The sequence below is a fragment of the Fodinisporobacter ferrooxydans genome (assembly GCF_022818495.1).
Taxonomy (GTDB): Bacteria; Bacillota; Bacilli; order Tumebacillales; family MYW30-H2; genus Fodinisporobacter; species Fodinisporobacter ferrooxydans.
The window spans coordinates 1,547,641-1,567,009 of the sequence record NZ_CP089291.1 but is presented as its reverse complement, the minus strand read 5'-3'; the positions used below and the strand labels follow the sequence as shown (position 1 = coordinate 1,567,009).

The window sequence follows — 19,369 nt, the reverse complement described above, 5'->3', positions numbered from 1 at the left end:
ACCCCTTTCCCTATTTATACAGTAACACAGGAATATGAAGAACTTGTTTAAAAGCTCTGAAGAACCATCGTACTTCTCGATTCATCATCACCCAAGTGTACCAATGTGGAATTTCATCCTTTTGGCAAACAAACCGTAAATGTTGTTCCTTGATCGACGACGCTGCTGACGGTAACCGTCCCGCCATGCGCTTCCACAATCGCTTTTACAATCGCAAGCCCGAGACCCGCACCGCCGGTTTTTCGATTCCTCGATTTTTCCCCACGATAAAATCGTTCAAAAATTTTTGCCTGCTCTAAAGGATCAATGCCACAGCCCGTATCTCCTATGTGTATCAAAATATTCCGTTGCATCTTCTGTATTTCAACCGTGATACGACCTGCTTCCGGTGTGAACTTGTATGCATTATTCAGAAGATTGATAAAAACTTGCAACAAACGATAATAATCCCCATTCACAATACATGCGGCATGTTCGTTGTCTTCATCGCCCTCCCGATAAATAAACTGTAATTCAATCTGTTTATAGTCCCAGTTTTTCGCAACAGAGCGAATCGCATCCTCCAGCAGTATTACACTATCAATTTCTTCTTTTTTCAATTTCAACATCGGATTTTCAACATCCGCCAAATGCTCCAGATCTTGAATCAAATTGACCAATTGCATCACTTGATCATAACAGATTTGCAGCTTCTCGTCTGTCGGCTCCCATATCCCATCCTGAAACGCTTCCAGATAGCTGCGCATCGTCGCTAAGGGCGTTCGCAACTCATGTGCAATATCGGCCGTAAGAAATTTCCGCAATTGCTGTTGTTGCTCTAATGTATCCGCCAGATGATTAATGGATTGACCTACTTGCGCCACCTCGTCATCCCGCGTCAGAATCGGAACTCTCTGGTTAAGATCCCCGTCTCTTAAACGTATCGCCACTTTTTTGATCTCAATCAAAGGCGCACTGATTCCCCGAGCAATCGATGCACTAAAGAAGTATACAGCAAGCAAGACGATTGCCAATGAAATCCAGGAAAGAATATTAAATCTTGTAAGAAATACTCCCTCCTGTTCTTGATAAAGATCTTTGGAAAACTGAATTTCCAAAGCTCCAATTTTTGCTCCGTTTTTTAAAATAGGAAATTGCTTTGTCGCAATCTCATCATTTTGGGAATGGAATATGGAAGAATCCGGCCGTGACGAATTACGTATCATCTGGTTGGAGTCCCAAACCAACTGATTCTTTTGATTGAAAATTTTTAGAATCATATGATTTGTCAATGCCTGGTGCGTGATATCCATGAGAGTTGCCTCTGGCCAATGTCCGGTTTCCGAATAGGTGTCAGTCAAGTCTTTTACGATCATTTGCGCTTCTGCGTTCTGCTGTTCATCAATATAATTATAAAATGTGATGGAAATGGCTATATTCACAAGCAAATTTACTGTTAACAACGATACAAAGGCAATGGCCAAAAACGAAACCAATAATTTTCTGCGAATGCCATTATTCATGTGAACTCACCTGAAATTTGTAACCCACGCCATAGACAGTCACAATATACGCAGGCTTTTTGGGATCGTCACCCAATTTCTGACGCAAATTTTTCACATGGACATCTATGGTTCGTTCATATCCATCGAATGTATATCCTTGAATCTGGTTGATCAATTCCAATCGGCTATAGACTCGTTTGGGATGTTTGGCTAATGTGACAAGCAATTTAAATTCAATGGAAGTCAAGGATATCGGCTGTCCGTCCACACGGACTTCATGCTGTTCCAGATCGATGACCAAATGGCCGTCCCGAAACCGCAGCAGTTGCTGTTCGGCAAGTTCCGACTGTTTGTGTGAACGCCGCAGCAGGCTGATGATGCGGGCCATCAACTCCCGCGGGCTAAAAGGCTTTGTCATATAGTCATCTGCCCCGATCAACAATCCGTTCACCATATCATCTTCATTGCTCTTCGCAGTCAGCATCAATATGGGAACTTCTGAGGATCTGCGGATATTGCGGCAAATATCTTCGCCATGCAGATCCGGCAGCATCAAATCCAGAACAACAAGATCGGGATGCAAATTTTCAAACAAATGCAGCCCCGTCGCACCTGACTCTGCAATATAAACAATATACCCGTTTTTTTCGAGATACGCCTGAATCACTTGCAAAATATTCGGTTCATCATCTATGATCAATATTTTTGCCGCTGACAAGTTGCATACTTCCTTTCACTGTGAAAATACATGATACGTGTAGAGTCCTATTTACAGCATAGCAAGAATTTACCTCTGCCATAAGAGTCCATTGAAAAAGAAATTAGAAAAAAACCCGAATCTTTTGATCCGAGCTTGTTTTCGGTTCGAGCTTTCTTTAATGAAAACATCGCCGATGGAACTATCATCGATCCGGCCATCATGAGGATGTCGCTTTCGCTTTTTGATGCAGCCGTGAGCGTATGAGGATGCATACAAGCAACAGCAGCGGTATGCAAATAAAACATGGCACCCATATGAGCTTGGGCACAATATTTAACCCAATTTCCTGATGTTGTGAAATATTTCGAGCCATATTCCTTGCACCGATCAATACGATCACTCCTGCCCCCAGAATGATCGTGGAACGGTTTTTAAAACCGCTTAACTGTTGTATCCCTTCAATGGCCGCAGCCATAAAAACCGTAATCTTGAAAAATGCATCAACGAGAATTTGCGAGATAACGATCGGATCCAAATTGGATATAAATTGCCCCACATCGATCAAGCGGATCATTTGAAAGAAAGGAAATTTTGCGCCTTTAAAAATCGGTTCATCCAATGCGGCAATTGTGATGATTGTTGAAAACAATGTAAGCGCTCCATAAGAGAAAGTTGCAATTAAGGACAACCGCAGAACATCTTTCGGCTTTTTTAATTGTGTCCAAAACATGGCAAATGCAATGGATTCTCCATAGGGTACTGTCACATTCAACGGCCATATGATGTTCCAAAGTGCTTTTGCTCCACTTTCGCCAATCGGCAGCAGATTTTTCCACTGAAACGCACCGGAAAAATAGAGCGCAACCACTTCGACAAAAAATAAGCCTAAAATCAAAACCGGAAATATATATCCGCTAAGCCTGGCAATATTCTCAAATCCCTGCTGCAAACAATATAAAACCACGAGTAAAAACGCCGCAAGAACCACCCATTGCGGCGTAGTCTTGAGCAATGCCAGACTAATCAATTCATCGATATCCCGCAAGACTCGTCCGGCAATATATAAAAAAATAAGCGGATACAGCCACGCAACAGGTATTCCGAATAGCTTTCCAAACTGTCTGGGAAACCATTGAACAAGTGTCAGCCCCGGCTGCATCCGCATTAATACACCATAGAGAAACAGTACACACAATCCGAATCCATTGGATACAATAGCAACAATCCAGGCGTCACGCCCAGCATTTGTGGAAAATCCAAAAATGACTGTACTTCCTATTTGAAAGAACACCATTAACGTTAACCATTGATATGCCGATATTCTTTCCATTGTCATCTCCGCAGTTTTTTTGATAAGACTTTACCAATCGCACACGTGATATTGGTTTATCTTTCCTCGAATTTTGAAAACGATACGGAGACGCAGGAGTTTTCCGTTATGGCTTTCTCATTTTTTCTTAAAGAGGATGTTCAAAAAGTAGTCAAAACTCCACGGCGGATTGCTTTGCCGAATCCCAAAAAGGCTTACTCATGTACCAAACACGTACACTCCGTCGCCTTTTCGTGCTTCGGCTTCGCACTCCTTGTGTCTTACTTAACCACTTTTTGAACACACACTTAAAGCTTCCTTAGCATCACTTTTTGTACCCGATGCTTTAGCCCTTTTTCCAATATTAAATCTGCACGAAAACGTGTCGGCAAAATATTATATTGCAAATTTACGGCATTGATCTCCTGCCAAATTTCCTTTGCCGTATTGACCGCTTGCTCATCTGTCAGGGAAGCATAGCGATGAAAATACGATTTGGGATTTTTAAACGCTGTCTCTCTTAATACTTTAAACCGTTCAATGTACCAATTGCTGATATTTTTTTCATCTGCATCCACATATATGGAAAAATCAAAAAAGTCAGATACAAACACCCGAGGTGCCGGCCGCAGTTGTTCATCTTTGGGAATTTGCAGAACATTTAAGCCTTCTACAATTAAGATATCCGGTTGTTCGATCACTTGCATTTGATCTGTCAAAATATCGTAAGACAAGTGGGAATATACGGGAGCCATCACTTTTCTGCTGCCGGATTTGACATCGGACAAAAAGCGAATCAGCCGCTTGATATCATAGCTTTCCGGAAACCCTTTCCGCTTCATAATCCCCCGCTGCTCCAAAATTGCATTGGGAAACAAGAATCCATCAGTCGTTACCAGATCCACTTTTGGATGATTGGGCCAGCGGGACAAAAGCGCTTGCAAAATCCTCGCAGTCGTACTTTTGCCGACTGCTACACTGCCCGCGATTCCAATAATATAGGGAACTTTCTCTGCATGTTTGCCAAGAAACGTATTTGTCGCATTATATAGTTCCTGTGTAGCTTGCACATAAAGATTTAATAATCGGGACAACGGCAAGTAGATATCCGAGACTTCATCGAAAGAAAGGCGTTCGTTGATCCCTTGCAGATTTTCTAAATCTTCTTCTGTCAATGTCAATGGAGTAATGGTCCGAAGATCCGACCATTCCTCTCGTGTAAAACGTATATAGGGAGATATGGAGTTTTTCGATGTACTTGTATTCATTTGAAGACCCCTTTTAACTTCTGACAAAATAAAAAAATGACAAGGAAAACATTCATCCGTGATTCTATCATTATACTTTTACAATGCAATACGAACAAATCGATTATTCTGCTTTTTTGACGAAAGAATCTTCTGAAGGAATCATAATTTCTCCTGTCTGCTTTCCTTCCAGCAATGTCTGCAATATTACGGTAGTAAGTTTTGCAGGCGGATACGGCTTCGTCAGGTATTGATTCGCACCCAGCGCTATTCCCTTTTCTTTTTCATCCAACGCTGACGAAATAATAATGGGAATATTGGCTGTTTTCGGATCTTTCTTCATCGACTCGATCACAGACCATCCATCCATCCGATCCTCTATTAACAGATCGATCACTACAACTTCCGGGAGCAAAGATTGAATCGCTTCTGCCGCCCTTCCGGCATCCGTATAATGCAAGACGTGAAATCCACTTTCTTTTAAGCCCTCCATCAGCAGCATGGCAAGACTTAAATCATCTTCCAGAATGATTAATACAGGCATTTTTTTCGATTGTAATGCTTCCGAATGGATGTGTTCTGATTGCGGCTCTTTTAATTGAAGGGCGGAAGTGTCTACAGGCATGCAAAAACAAAACATACTTCCTTCACCCAATTTGGATTGGACAAAAATCCTGCCCTTATGTGCCTCTACAATTTCCTTGCAAATCGCAAGCCCTAATCCTGTACCACCGATTTTCCTGCGATCCGAATTATCAATTCGATGAAATTTATTAAAAAGCTTCGGTAGATCTTTTTCTGGAATTCCTAATCCCTGATCGATGACTTTGACTTCAATTTCATTGTCTGCGTTGCAAAAAGAAAGTTCGATCGTTCCGCCGTTTGGCGAAAATTTCACCGCATTGCCAATTAAATTCGTATACAATTGGATGATGCGTTCCCGATCCCCTTGAACCTCTGTTTTTTCAGCATGATTTGTTATGACAAACTGATGTGCGGAATGGTTGATCTTAAAGGATTCCAGAATCTCTTCCGCAACTCTCAATAGATCGACTTCCCTTTGTTCATACACTTGCCGCCCGGATTCCATGCGTTGCAAATCAAGAAAATCATTAATCAGATTTGTCAATCGATGTGCTTCTTTATAAATGGTCTCCAGATATTTCTTTTGTCTTTCTGGTTTCATTTCTTTCGTCAACATCAATTCCGCAAAGCCTAACACACTTGCCAGCGGTGTCCGCAGTTCATGACTGACTGTGCTGACCAACTCCGATTTCATTTGGTCTATTTCATATTCTTCCGTAATATCCCGGTGTACGAATAACGTTCCGATTTTCTTCTCTTCACGGAAAATCGATTCTGCATAAATGTTGATCACACGTTTATCCGGCTGTTCGACTTCATATCGATACGTATGTCCATACGTCTGATTGGAAAAAATGGCATTCTCCAAAAATGTTAATAAACTTTCCCCATTCACAACTGATTGTTGGATCCTCTGTGACCATACAGCATAATCTGCAAACTGCAATTGATCCGGTGTATCCCATTGAAAAAATTCGCATAACTTTTGATTCAATTGCAAGAGATGGCCGTCGATCCCCACAAATTGAATTCCTTCATTCACATGATCGATAATATCTTGATTCAGTTGGCGGCTGCTCTCCGTTTCTTCATAAAGATATATTTTTTCTAAAGACAGGCAAATCTGATTCATAATACCGGTAATTTCATGAATTTCTTCCTCAAGAAAAGGCGAGCCAATACGCGTTGAAATAAATACTGCCATTAACTTTTGATCTTTCGAGTAAATAGGTGTATACATATCATAACAATACAATGTCCCATCATGAAAGCCCAGTTCGTAAAGATCTGCCGTACGCTTTATCACATGTGTCTTTTTCGTTTCTTGCAGCCGTATGATCATGCTATCTTGCATGCTTTGCAGAATTCGTTCCGCAATATTTTGAGAAATGCCGATCGAAGCAAACTCTTGCGATTGATCAAGCAACAAAATCATTGCTTTATCCATGTGGTAAATTTTTGTCATATTCTCGATGATACTTTGCAGTAATTCTTGCTTGTGCAACGTCGTGGACAACGCATGGTTGAACACGTTATGCCGCAGCAGTGTGTTCTTGGTGAATTCCGTCTCGATTAATGACTGCTTCAACCTTTCCTGCTGATCTGACAATTCTTCCTGCTGTGCCAGCAATTCTTCATTTTGCGCGCTCATTTCCTCTTCTTTTTCTTGAATGACCTTTACCATTTGCAGAAAGGAACGGGATAAAATCCCGATTTCATCGACGCGGTCCGTATGTTCCAATGTGATCGTTTCACCTGCAGCCATTTGTTGTGAGGCCAGCGTCAAATCCTTCAATGGTTCGCCAATCTGCAGACTAATCCTGCGAATGGAGTATGTGATCAGCACCAGCACCAAAAGTACATAAAAGATCTCGGCATAATTTAACATATCATTGCGCTGTAGAAAGATTTGCTGTTCTTTATAGACGTTGTTCCTGCTCTCTTTTGCAAAATCGTCTGTGTATTGCAAAAACTGATTGATCGTGGTGTTCATCCCGGAAGCGGCAAGTTTTTGCAACGCACTGTAATTATTTGCCTTTACGTAATTGATAGCGGTCGGCAGCGTCACCGTTTGATATTTTCTTATAAAGTCTTTTGTCTGTATCACAAGTTTCTGTTCATTGCCGGTCAGATTCAGATGTGCAAACTGATCAAGGGCGACATTCAGTTGATCGATCTCATCATAAAGATTGTTTAATTCCGCTGAATCTTTAAATGCGTAATATCCTCGCGACAGATAGAAAACTTGGTTCAAATGCTTGGAAATTTTGTCGACCAGCATTTGTTTCTGCTGCAACGTCTGTGTTGTCGCCACATAATGATTCTGGATCCGCGCATTTAAGTATGTGAGTACGCCGCCGCCTATTAATGAAAGAAAAAACATGAACAACATAATGAACAAAAACTGGCGGGATATACTTTTTTTAAAATAGTTAAACACGCAAAATTTCCTCCACAAGTTCAATCAATTTAACCGGGCTGAAAGGTTTTGCCAGGAAGTAATCAGCCCCTGCTTCTTTTGCCAATTCTTCATCTTTTTGCTGGCTCTTGGCCGTGAGCATTAAGATTGCCACATCGTGCTTCGTCGGATGTTCCCTGACTTTCCGAATCACTTCGATTCCTGTCATCCCCGGCATCATATAATCGACCATCAACAAATCATACTCGTTTCTTTCAAAACATTGATAGGCTTCTAAACCGTCTGCAGCTTCATCAATCGCAATATCCGTATCTTCCAGAGAATCGATAATAAGCATTCGTAAAACTTCTTCATCTTCCGCCAATAAAACGCGCTTCATAAGACAGCATGCTCCCTCAATGCCAATTTTTTTGCCGCAACGGATCCCTAATTCAACATCCGCAATACAAGCCTTTTAATTCTTGCCTCCAGTTCGATCAGGCTAAATGGCTTTGTCAAATAATCATCCGCTCCCATTTCCAATGCGGCAACAATATCCTTTTCCTCTTTGCGGCCAGTCAACATGATCACGACAAAATCATTTTTGTCGCATTCGTTGCGAATTTTCTTCAGAACTTCCAATCCATCCATACGGGGCAATATGCCGTCGAGCAAGATCAGATATTTCCCTTTTTGCTTATGCCAATCGCAACCAAAAAACTCTTCGCCGTCGCGGAATGCTTTGACATCAAGCGCAAAACCGGTGAGCTGCAAACGGGTGAGTTGATCTGACAACAATTGGTGCATCACAGTGTCATCATCGATAATACCGATGTGAATGATATCTGCGCCTCTGGCAGAAACGGCGTTTTTATCGTAAATACAGACGCGATTTCTTCCATCTTCTTTTGCTCGATACAGCGCTTGATCCACTCTCTTCATATATTCTTCAATGTGTGCGGATTCAGATGTAATTTCCACGATTCCAGCAGAAAATGTCACATGGAAAGAATTTTCATTTCCTCCAAATGTAACAGCGGAAAATTCCTGCAAAAGCCGATTTGTAAGTACATGCGCTTGCTTGGAGTTTGTCCGCGGCAACAGGAGAATAAATTCCTCGCCGCCATACCGGATAAAAAAGTCCGAAAACCGTTTCTTTTCTTTTATAAAATTTGAAAATGCAAGTAAGACTTCATCTCCCACATGATGCCCGAATCGATCATTGATGGATTTAAAATAGTCCAAATCCAGTAAAACAATAGCAAACGATTCATTCGAACGGCTGATTTCATGGAGCTGTCGTTCCATTTCCAATTTGAAAAACTTGCGATTAAACGCCCCGGTCAGTTCATCCAGCAATATCGCCTTATTGGCAATTTCCTTGTATTTCAGCCGATTTTTCAATCGCACTTTAAATTCGTCGTAATCAAAAGGCTTTTCAATATAATCAACGGCTCCGATTTCATACGCTTGCATACGCTTGTTTTTGTCATGATCCGCACTGATTACCAGTATGGGAATAAACAATGCCTGTGCTTTTTCAATCATGGAATGAAGGACATCCAAACCGCTTTTGTCCGGCAAATGCACATCAAGTATGACACAATCCGGCTTTTGTTCATAAAACTGTTCAAGAGCCTTTTCTGCATTCAACGAGCCCAATACCATCAGGCCCTCTTTTTCCAACTCATCCTTTAAATATGTCAAAAACTCAATGTCGTCATCTACAACCAGGATGAGCGGACTATCTTCTCTTGCTGTGGGTGGTTGTTTGTTTTTAAGAGGCCGGTTGTTGAGCAGAAGGGACTGTTGAAAATCCAGAGTTTGTAAGATCGGATCTACTATCATGTACCAATCCTGATACTCCCATATGCGGTCATCTGCTTCATTCAGATTCCGTACGCTTTCCTCCGCAAGCTCCGATACATGCGGCAAACCGATAGAAGCCGCAGTCCCCTTGACAGTATGTACAAAGCGATATAGGTCTTGATTTGTCACATGTTGCTGCTGCACCCACCGTTGTATCGTCGATTGCAGGCGCTTCATAAACAGTTGTTGATATTTTTCCAAATAAGACACCCCAACCGGGAATATTGACACACGCAAACTAGCTTTAGATTAAACCATTTCTATAAAAAATCAATAGGGATATTTTCAAGCCGGAACAATTACATTGGTCATTTTTCATATCAAAAGATTGCTTCCTTTTCTATGGGATAAAAAATGGGATACTGTTTGACAATAAAGGAGCAGGGGAGGTGCAGGTGTTTTATGCCCGATTTTCTTTTTATGGCAATCCGTGCAATCAGTTCCTTTATTTTCTTGCTTGTATTTGCCCGCATACTTGGGAAGCGGCATATCGCTCAACTCACATTTTTTGATTATGTTGTCGGAATTACCATTGGAAACATAGCATCAAGTCTATCTTGTGAACGGGATGTCAATACAATTGACGGTCTCATTGGTTTGCTCGTTTGGGGAATTACACCAATTTGTATCAGCAAAATCAATTTAAAATCCTATACATTCCGTAACCTGTCCGATGGACATCCAACCGTATTGATCGAAAGTGGCAAAATTCTCGAACATAATTTGCGAAAACAAAAACTGGCGATTGATGATTTACTATCGATGCTTAGGGAAAAAGATGTATTCAAATTACAGGATATCGAATTTGCAGTTTTAGAGACAAATGGAAGAATCAGTATCATGAAGAAATCCGAGTATCAGCCCGTTACTCCCTCCCTGCTCAATCTGCAAACGCAGAGGGAACTGCCGCCGCGAATTGTGATTATGGACGGACATATTATGGAGCGAACATTAGGAACGATGGGATATTCAAAAGAATGGTTATTGGCACAAATTCAAAAACAAGGAGCCAACCGGTCAGAGGATGTTTTCGTGGCACAGCTTGAAGCCAATGGCAAACTCTACGTGGCATTAAAACAAAACAGCTAAAAAAAGCTGAAAAGTTGCTTGGCTTCGAACATGAGCGATTCGAAGCCAAACCGTTCAAACAGGATCCTGCTTCACATATTTTCCGCCATGCCCGCATGGACTTGTGTTTGCAAGATACGATTGAATATGTAGGGAAGATTGTTATCTGAAATCTGTCTTTCGTATTCCTCCATTTTCTCAAGAACCTCTTCCAATTGATGTTTGCTTTTTAAAATCGCAATAATGGTATCTTCAACTGTTTTTGTTTGATTCCAATCTTGCAAATCAAAGATTAACCCCATATGTTTCAAATATTGCAAATTGATCTCTTCTTGTCCGGGCAACGTATCGTAAACAAGAATGGGGATTCGTTTCATCAATCCTTCACTGATCGTCACACCGCCGGCTTTTGTCACAATAATATCCACTTCATCATACAGCCGGTTCATTTCTTCCCGCGAGTAAATATAGGGCAATGGTGTAATCTGTGATTGATTTAACTTCAGCAACTCTTGATACAGTCGAATATTCTTGCCGCATAGTACAAAATAGTGGACGTTTTCCGTCACCGAATTCCTCTTAAGAAACGATCGCATGCCGCCAATGCCAAGACTCCCTCCAGCCACCAGCACATGGATCGCTGAATTGGAGTGAAGCAGACGTTTTTTGGAGCGGGTAATTTGCGGATGTGTCGGAATTCCTGTAACGAAAATCCTGGTTTCCAATACGCCTTTTTGCTGTAACCATTCCTTTATATGAAGATTAGGGACAAGATGATAATCAATTCCTTGAATTCCCCAAATGTCATTGACAAACAAATCGGTATACACATTGATCACCGGTGTGGTAAGCAACCCGGAAATCTTCATCCGATTGGCCAGATATGATGGCAATGCATGTGTGCAAATAATACAATCCGGCTGTTTTTCTTCCAATAGCTTTTTCATATCGTTCATAAACAACCATTCATACATGCGGAACCGTTTTTCTTCCGAGTCCGGACTATAGAAAAGTTTTCGATACATGTAACTATATGCTTTTGGAAAAAGGCGTATGAAATGAACATAGCCGGCAGATATCACAGATACCAGTCTGCCATAGCTATATTCAATGATGTCCACTTTGTCATATTCTACTGATGAATCCACGTATTGAATCCACTCCATCACTGCATCTGCAACCTGATGGTGTCCAGATGGAATATTCAAAAAAGGCATGACAAGTATTTTTTTCATTGGCATCAGTCTCCTACCTCTCTGACAACCATGACCATTTCCGTTTTTCGTATTCCATGCTTGGACAATTATCCCATTTGTTTTACTTCCATAAAGATGGAAATTTTACAAAGGACAATAAATTTAAGCGACTTTCTTTTCCCTTGACTCGAATCATGTTGAAAAACTCGCCCAAAAACCCTTCCCACAAACGCCCTACCGACCCTTTGGCATTTGTATCGTTTTGCACCATTTGAATACTTAGATCCAGCGCTTCCCGCAAATGAGAAAACGCTTGTTTCAAATGTTGATCAACCGTTTCCAACTTTTTATCCTCCTTGGCACAAACGCCGGAAATCCCCGATTGCTCGAGGACCTCCGGCATGTATCTTCCTATCAGAATGGCATGGGGGAATTGCCAACCCATTTGTACCGGCATAAAAACACCTTTGAAAATTACTGAATGATCGAAGTCTGTCCGGCTTGATTCTGTTCCATCCCATTTGGCGCCATGAGCGGACTCTGTCCATTCCGATTGCGGTTGAACATCATGTTGCCGGCTTGTCCGCCTACATATTGACCGAGCCGATCACCGACAACCGCACCAACGACGGAACCAACGACAGTGCCGATGCCCGGCATAAGCGCCGTTCCCCAGATAGCGCCATACTCAACGCCAGCCATAATGCCGACAGCGCTGACCACATTCGTAGTGGTTTTGGCTGCATAATCATTTTTTTTGATTTCGCCGTTATTATAGGATTTTGCATCCTCAAACTGGTACAATCCACCTGCAATTAATCCTGTCCATAAAGATGCGCCTCTAAACAATGCAGATCACCCTCTAGTTAAAGTTTCTGTAACATCTGTACCTTTATTTTGCACCAAAAATTTTATTTAATCCTCTCGTCCCCAAAACTGCCCTTGGACAAAAAGTTTCGATCATGACGGAAATCAAGGCGGGAGCGGTCATCACGATCGCCATTCCCATAATCCAGCTTTCAATCCTCTGATGAATCATAGATGCATTCACCTCTTTTCGAATACGAACAGATACGATACGAGCAACCTTGACTTACGCTGCCGCCAATGAATTTGTCGGCTGAAATGAATCGGATTGCTGATTTTGTTTATATAGAAGGCCCAGGACGGGCTTGGCAAGCATCGATATGGATGCGGCAACCGCCAAAACCGGTATCCACTGGCCGATTGTCAAAGGTGCCGTATGGAATACAACTGATAATGGCGGAATATAAATCACAGACAACAATGCTGCCCACGAGATCGCGAGACCTCCCACAAAGAAGCGGTCTTTGAACCAGTCCCTGACACCCCCGACACTTCCCTCTTGCCGCCAGGAGAATGTTTGCATCAATTGTCCGGCAACAAGTGTTGCAAAGGCCACTGTCTGTGCTACAACCAGCGGAGCGCCCATAGCCAATGAATAGGCAAACAGTCCGAGGGAGCCTGTGCCAAGCAGAATGCCGCGTGTCACGACTTTTTGATAGAGAGAACGATCCACAATATCCTGCCGCTTTGTCAGCTTGCGGCTATTGCCCGGATTAATCGCCAAAATCGTCGCCGGTACCGCATCTGTCAGCAGATTCATTAAGAGAATCTGAATCGGTACCAATGGAATCGGCAAGCCGACGAGCACGGCGGCGCCTGTCACCAGAATTTCCGCCAAATTCCCGGTAAGCAGACACCCGACTGCACGCCGAATATTGCCAATGATCGTCCGGCCTTCTTTCACCGCATCCACAATGGACCCGAAATGATCTTCTTTCAAGATCATGTCTGATGTTTCTTTCGTTACTTCCGTCCCCGACTTGCCCATGGCAATGCCCACATTTGCTTTTTTAATCGCCGGACTGTCGTTGACTCCATCACCTGTCATCGCGACATAGTGACCCAATTTCTGATACGCCGAGACGATGCGCAATTTATGTTCCGGAGTCACTCTGGCAAAAATCGACACATGCTCTACTCTTTGCAGCAATTCCTCATCCGTTAGACGCTCCAGTTCCTGACCGGTCAGTACCTCTTGCCCGCCGTGCCCGATTCCCAATTGCCGGGCAATGGCGATTGCCGTAATCGGATGATCTCCCGTAATCATCACCGGTTTCACGCCTAACTGATAGGCTTCACGGATGTGATTTTCCACTTCCGGTTTGGGAGGATCCATCATGCCAACCATGCCAACGTAAATCATCTCCGTCTGATCCACATTTTTTTTCGATTCGTCCCACTCCAACGAACGATACGCAAATCCCAAAACACGCAGCGCTTCTTTTGCATACATCTCATTTTGCTTTAGAATGATCTGCTTTTTCTCTGCGGTCAGTGTATAGATTTCACCATTTTCCTGATATTGATTACAATAGCGCAAAATCGCTTCGACGGATCCCTTCGCAAATACGTAACACTGGTCTTTTTGTGCAGTATCCTTGCAAACAACGCTCATTGTCCCGACGTTGGAGTCAAAGGGTATCTCGTGACAGCGGCTCCATTGGTACATCCGATCCTGCTGCATACCGGCTTTTGCCGCGAGACTTACCAGCGCGCCTTCTGTCGGATCTCCTTTGATTGTCCACTGATCGGCGCTTTGCTCCAATTTGCTGTTATTGCAAAGCAAGCTGATTTCAAGCAGGCGTTTCAATTCCGGATGTTGCAAGGGTTGTTCCAACATTGTCTCTTTGTCCGACGCAGACGTAGTTGAGGCAATCGCAACTTCCTCGTCTTCCGGCAGAATGGATCCCTCCGGATCGTATCCGTTCCCGGTAACAATCCATGCTTGACCCGGTGTCGCGATCGTTCGTACAGTCATTTCGTTTTTCGTCAATGTGCCCGTCTTGTCCGAACATATGACCGTTGTACGCCCGAGTGTTTCCAAAGCGGAAAGTTTTCGGATCAATACTTGCTTTTCGGCCATTCGGAAGATGCCTGCACTCAATGCAATCGTGATGACGATCGGCAATCCTTGCGGTACGGCTGATGCTGCCAGCGTAATGGATGTAGTGACCATTTGCATGAGCGGAATACCGCGCACAAGTCCTGTAGCAAAGACAATACCCCCCCCAATCATGGCGGCTTTAAAGAAGAGTTTCGTAATCGAAGTCACTTTCTGCTGCAGCGGTGTAATCTCTCTCCCCGAGTCTTTCATCAGTGCCATCAAATGGCCGATTTCCGTATCCATCCCCGTTGCAACAACGATGCCGATCGCTTTGCCGCGAGTGATGCTCGTACCCATGTATAACATATTTTTGCGGTCAGCCAACGGACAGGCGATCGCAAGCATTTCCTCATGTTTGGCTACAGGCAAGGATTCTCCGGTTAACGCCGCTTCGTTCACTTCCAGGTTCCAGGCATGAATAATGCGGATATCGGCAGGGACACGATCACCGGCTTCAAACTGTACGATATCCCCCGGCACAAGATCCATTCCCGAGAGTTGAACTTCTTCTCCATCTCGCAGCACAGTACAAACAGGCGGCTGGAATTGGTTCAGCGATAGCACCACTTGCTCCGCTTTCTGCTCCTGAACTGCACCAATTACCGCATTTAAAAGTACTATGCCTCCCATCGCCAAACCGTCAATCAATCCACCTGTAAAAATGGAAAGAACGGAAGCGCCAAGCAAAACAACGGTGGTAAATTCCTTAAACTGTTCTGCAAATGATTGAATCCAAGGAGTAGGGGGCTTTGCTTGCAGTTGATTGGCTCCAAATCGCTCCCGCAACATATGTACTTGATTGGCAGTTAACCCTTGGTGGTGATTGACCTGAAATTGTTCCAACACTTGCCCGCTTTCAACAGCATGCCAATTCATTTCCTGTGCGGATTCAACAGCATGCAGAGTTCCTGTGAATTCGGCCGTTGCCGCTGCTTCATCCTTTTCCATCCACTGATGATGGTCGACTCTTATGGTATTCGCTTCCCGCTTGTCTGCCGAGAATTGCTGCTCCAAACGTGTGGTTTCCTGCAAAAGACTGACTTGATCGAGTTGTTGATGGTCGTACTGGATCAGGACGCGGCCTGTTACAATACATGGACGCACTTGTAAAATGCCAGGGACTGACTGCAAGGAATCTGCAATGATCTGCGCATTTTGTGAATTGTGCCGTAATCCTTTGATATATACACGCAGTCTCCCCGGCAGTTGTCTCGTCCAGCGATGTGTCTTGTTGTTAACCATTCACTTCGACCCCTAATTGAAAAGTTGTAGTTCCGAAATTCAAAGCCCTAACTACGATTGATTGCGTACTAGATAGTGTTTGCATGTAAACAAATTTCATGTAAATGGATGCACGATTTTACTTTTCTTCCGTCAAACATTTTTCCGTATCGTTCGCTGCTCCGTTTCACACTTATGCCACAGCGACATCTGACGAAGGGATCGTCGAACATTCATTTATGGAAGACTGTGTTTGCGGCCATTTTCTTTCTATATAAGAAGCGAATGGCCTTGTTAATTTGGTGCCAAGCAGAACTGCGCCGATCACAATTCCCCAATGTGTAAAACCAAGCGGCACACTATGGAATACAAACCGCAAGGATGGTACGTATATAGCTGCCAAAAGCCCTGTGATGCCAAGAGCCAGCGTGAATTTCATCAACGAATCGAGTTTGGCGTCATCTGTGCCGACACTGGCTCGCCGCCAATAGGAAACCTGCAAGAGCTTCCCGATACACAACACAGCCAAAGCCATCGTACTCGCTAACGGCAAATTGCCTGTCACGCCATTCATTGCCAAAAACGTGATTGTCGTTAAACCGCCGACGATAAGACCACTTGCCGTCACTCTCGATAAAAAGGAACGATCAAAAATGTCTTTTACGTTTGACAATGGAGTCGCAACAGAGCAATCGTGCTTCACGCTCGGATGGCCGATTGTCAGCAAAAGGGTCGGCAAGGAATCTGTCAACATATTCATGAACATCATTTGCATCGGCATCAGCGCAAGTGGAAGCCCGGCTACAACCACCATCGCCGCATAGAATACTTCGGACAGATTCCCGAGAAACACATACCCGATGGTGCTGCGAATGTTCCCAAGCACGCTGCGCCCCTGACGAATGGCTTTGACAACGGCAGAAAAATCATTATTCGTCAGCACCATGGAGGATGCTTCCTTGGCCGCATCCGTTCCCGTCCCGAGAGCGATGCCCACATCCGCTTGTTTTAATGCAGGCACATCATTGACGCCGTCACCGATCATCGCAACATGTTTGCCCAGTTGTTGATATGCAGCTACAATCCGCTGTTTGTCCGTCGGCGCTACCCGGCTGAAAATGCGCACGCCTTGGATTGCTCCCAGAAGTTCCTCATCCGACAATGACTCCAGTTCCCGACCGGTCAGAACTTGACTGTCACCTTGAATGAGGCCAAGTTCTCTCCCGATGGCTTCTGCCGTTACCGGATGATCGCCTGTAATCATGACAACATGGAGTCCCGCTTTCAGACAGACCGCAATGCTTTCGCTCACATGCTCACGCGGCGGATCTTTCATGGCAAACATCCCCGCCCAGGTAAGTCCGCTTTCCAGTTCTTCCGGTGACAGAGTGTGCGGATCTCTATCCAAAGATTTAAAAGCGATGCCTAACACACGCATGGCTTGTTTCCCAAGGTCATATTCTTGCTTAAGGATCCCGGCGCGGCTTTTTTCATCCAATTGTTCGATTTCTTTATCCTGCTGCATAAAATCACAACTGCCCAACACAACATCGACAGATCCCTTTGTACAAACGATGTACTCGCCATTGCGATTGCGGCAGACGACTGTCATGCGCCGACGATCCGAATCAAAAGGAATTTCCCGCACACGCCGAAAATGCGACCGGCACTGCTTCGCATCGACACCCGCTTTCCCGGCGGCAATCAGCAAAGCTGCCTCTGTAGGATCTCCCTGAATCGATACAGCTTTCTGAACAGAACCCCCGGAAGCCCCCGAAGCCCTGGATTCACCCAACTCTGCATCATTGCAAAGTGCCGCCAATGTACTTATCCAATAAAGCGGATGGGATGGGTGCACGCGAACTTGCCGCTGATTCTCGTCGACGATGCTGCCGGATAACTGATAGCCGTCACCTGTGACATGCCATTTGTGCTGATTTTGGACAATCGTTTTGACAGTCATCTCATTCTTCGTTAACGTACCTGTCTTGTCTGTGCAAATCACATCTACTTTCGCTAATGTCTCAAGTGCCGACATTTCTTTCACCAGAGCTTTATGCCGAACCATGCGGCGCATCCCGGCAACTAAGCATACGGTAATCATGATTGGCAATCCTTCGGAAATCGCCGTTGTCGCTACAGATACTCCTGTCAATAGCGTTTCGGCGATCGGATAGCCTTGCATAAAGCGCAATCCGACGACAACTCCGGCAATTGCCAATGCAGTGATTACGATCGTCTTGGCAACAACCGTCAATTTTTTCTGCAGCGGTGTAGGGCGATTTTTCACTTGCTGCAAACCTATGATCAACTTGCCGATCTCCGTATCCGCTCCCGTTGCCACGACAATCCCATGTGCCCGACCCCTTGTCAGGATCGTCCCCATAAATACCATATTTTTTCGTTCCGCTAAAGGCGTATCCGTTTCACAGCAGATCGACTCTGCTTTGGCTACAGGAACAGATTCTCCAGTCAGTGAGGATTCATCTGCTTCTACATTCCAACATTCCAGAAGAATGGCATCCGCCGGCACCCGATCTCCCGCTTCGAGGATGATAATGTCCCCTGGAACCAGTTGGTTTGCCGGAATCACTGTTTCCTTGCGGTCCCTGACCGCTTTTGCCTGATGAATGCTTAATTGCTTCAACGATCGAACGTCTTTCTGTGCTTTTTGCTGCTGATATGTACTTATAACCGCATTGATTCCAAGGAGCATAAGCACACCGGCCGTATCGCGAAAACGTCCAAAAAATATGGGAAGTGCTGCAATGCTGACCATGGTAAAGGTGGTAAAATTGAAAAATTGTTTGAGAAACGTCTGATACCAGGGCGGTGAAACAGGTTCGGGAATTTCGTTTTTCCCAAAAAACTGATATCTCGATTCCACTTCCCGGGTGGAAAGACCGCTCCGTGAGTGACTTTGCAAGCGCTCCAGGATTTCCTCTGCGCTCATCGCGTACCATGCAGGCTTTTGTGCCAGCGCACCATCTGTTGCCAGCCGCTCGGCACAAGCGGCAACACATGTTTCCGCAGCTTCTTCGATCCGTCTTTGTTCAAATTCAAGGACATGCTCAAATTCAAGGATTTTCTGTATCAGAATTTCGCCTGGAATCACATGTTCATCAAAATACAGCAGCACTCTTCCTGTCCGGCTGCTTGCGGAAGCACCGATCACTCCGGATATGCGGCTGCAGTATGTGTCCAACTCTGCAGCGGTTTGATCGTGTCCTTGCACTCCTTTTACAAATATTCGGATCCGCCCGGGCAATTGGTGCAGACACCGTTTGCCGCCATCTCTATTCTGTTTCATTAGAACCTCCT

Annotated in this window: 13 protein-coding genes and 2 pseudogenes; 1 reads left to right on the top strand and 14 read right to left on the bottom strand. The window is 44.2% G+C overall.

The window, feature by feature from the left end:
- Positions 1-113 precede the first annotated feature (113 nt).
- From LSG31_RS07385 to LSG31_RS07355, 7 genes are all read right to left on the bottom strand, one after another.
- Positions 114-1,502: a sensor histidine kinase gene (locus tag LSG31_RS07385; protein WP_347438727.1), complete on the bottom strand. Its 1,389-nt coding sequence runs from the start codon at positions 1,500-1,502 to the stop codon at positions 114-116.
- Positions 1,495-2,202 (bottom strand): response regulator transcription factor, encoded by a 708-nt coding sequence (locus tag LSG31_RS07380; protein WP_347438726.1) that lies wholly within the window; start codon positions 2,200-2,202, stop codon positions 1,495-1,497. The genes LSG31_RS07385 and LSG31_RS07380 overlap by 8 nt, the downstream gene beginning before the upstream one ends.
- 199 nt (positions 2,203-2,401) lie before the next feature.
- Complete coding sequence (locus LSG31_RS07375) at positions 2,402-3,514, bottom strand: GerAB/ArcD/ProY family transporter (protein ID WP_347438725.1); 1,113 nt, start codon at positions 3,512-3,514, stop codon at positions 2,402-2,404.
- 287 nt (positions 3,515-3,801) lie between these two features.
- The gene (gene coaA, locus LSG31_RS07370) at positions 3,802-4,761 is read right to left on the bottom strand and encodes a type I pantothenate kinase (RefSeq protein WP_347438724.1); all 960 of its coding nucleotides are present in this window, start codon (positions 4,759-4,761) and stop codon (positions 3,802-3,804) included.
- A 103-nt stretch (positions 4,762-4,864) separates the two neighbouring features.
- On the bottom strand, positions 4,865-7,765 hold the full coding sequence (locus tag LSG31_RS07365) for an ATP-binding protein (RefSeq protein ID WP_347438723.1): 2,901 nt from the start codon (positions 7,763-7,765) through the stop codon (positions 4,865-4,867).
- Positions 7,758-8,123 (bottom strand): response regulator transcription factor, encoded by a 366-nt coding sequence (locus LSG31_RS07360; protein WP_347438722.1) that lies wholly within the window; start codon positions 8,121-8,123, stop codon positions 7,758-7,760. Before LSG31_RS07360 ends, LSG31_RS07365 begins: the two co-directional genes overlap by 8 nt.
- Before the next feature lie 47 nt (positions 8,124-8,170).
- Positions 8,171-9,793 carry a diguanylate cyclase gene (locus tag LSG31_RS07355; RefSeq protein ID WP_347438721.1) on the bottom strand — a complete coding sequence of 541 codons (1,623 nt, stop codon included), beginning with the start codon at positions 9,791-9,793 and terminating at the stop codon, positions 8,171-8,173.
- Positions 9,794-9,994: 201 nt separating this feature from the next.
- Between LSG31_RS07355 and LSG31_RS07350 the strand changes: the two genes are divergently transcribed.
- Positions 9,995-10,681: a DUF421 domain-containing protein gene (locus LSG31_RS07350; RefSeq protein ID WP_347438720.1), complete on the top strand. Its 687-nt coding sequence runs from the start codon at positions 9,995-9,997 to the stop codon at positions 10,679-10,681.
- Positions 10,682-10,752: 71 nt separating this feature from the next.
- Here the strand turns inward: LSG31_RS07350 and LSG31_RS07345 are convergent, their stop codons facing one another.
- The 7 genes and pseudogenes from LSG31_RS07345 to LSG31_RS07320 all read right to left on the bottom strand — a co-directional run bounded on the left by LSG31_RS07345 (position 10,753) and on the right by LSG31_RS07320 (position 19,358).
- Positions 10,753-11,895 (bottom strand): MGDG synthase family glycosyltransferase, encoded by a 1,143-nt coding sequence (locus tag LSG31_RS07345; protein ID WP_347438719.1) that lies wholly within the window; start codon positions 11,893-11,895, stop codon positions 10,753-10,755.
- Positions 11,896-11,977: 82 nt separating this feature from the next.
- Entirely contained in the window at positions 11,978-12,259 is a 282-nt protein-coding gene (locus LSG31_RS07340) for a hypothetical protein (RefSeq protein WP_347438718.1), read from the bottom strand.
- 71 nt (positions 12,260-12,330) lie between these two features.
- Positions 12,331-12,705 (bottom strand): hypothetical protein, encoded by a 375-nt coding sequence (locus LSG31_RS07335; RefSeq protein ID WP_347438717.1) that lies wholly within the window; start codon positions 12,703-12,705, stop codon positions 12,331-12,333.
- 43 nt (positions 12,706-12,748) lie between these two features.
- Positions 12,749-12,895, bottom strand: a complete 147-nt coding sequence (locus LSG31_RS07330; protein ID WP_347438716.1) for a hypothetical protein — start codon at positions 12,893-12,895, stop codon at positions 12,749-12,751.
- A gap of 54 nt (positions 12,896-12,949) precedes the next feature.
- Positions 12,950-15,706: pseudogene (locus LSG31_RS07325) on the bottom strand (cation-translocating P-type ATPase); the annotation flags it as partial.
- Positions 15,707-15,841: 135 nt separating this feature from the next.
- Positions 15,842-16,069, bottom strand: a pseudogene (locus tag LSG31_RS23295) (HMA2 domain-containing protein); the annotation flags it as partial.
- 172 nt (positions 16,070-16,241) lie between these two features.
- Positions 16,242-19,358 carry a cation-translocating P-type ATPase gene (locus tag LSG31_RS07320; protein WP_347438714.1) on the bottom strand — a complete coding sequence of 1,039 codons (3,117 nt, stop codon included), beginning with the start codon at positions 19,356-19,358 and terminating at the stop codon, positions 16,242-16,244.
- Positions 19,359-19,369 lie beyond the last annotated feature (11 nt).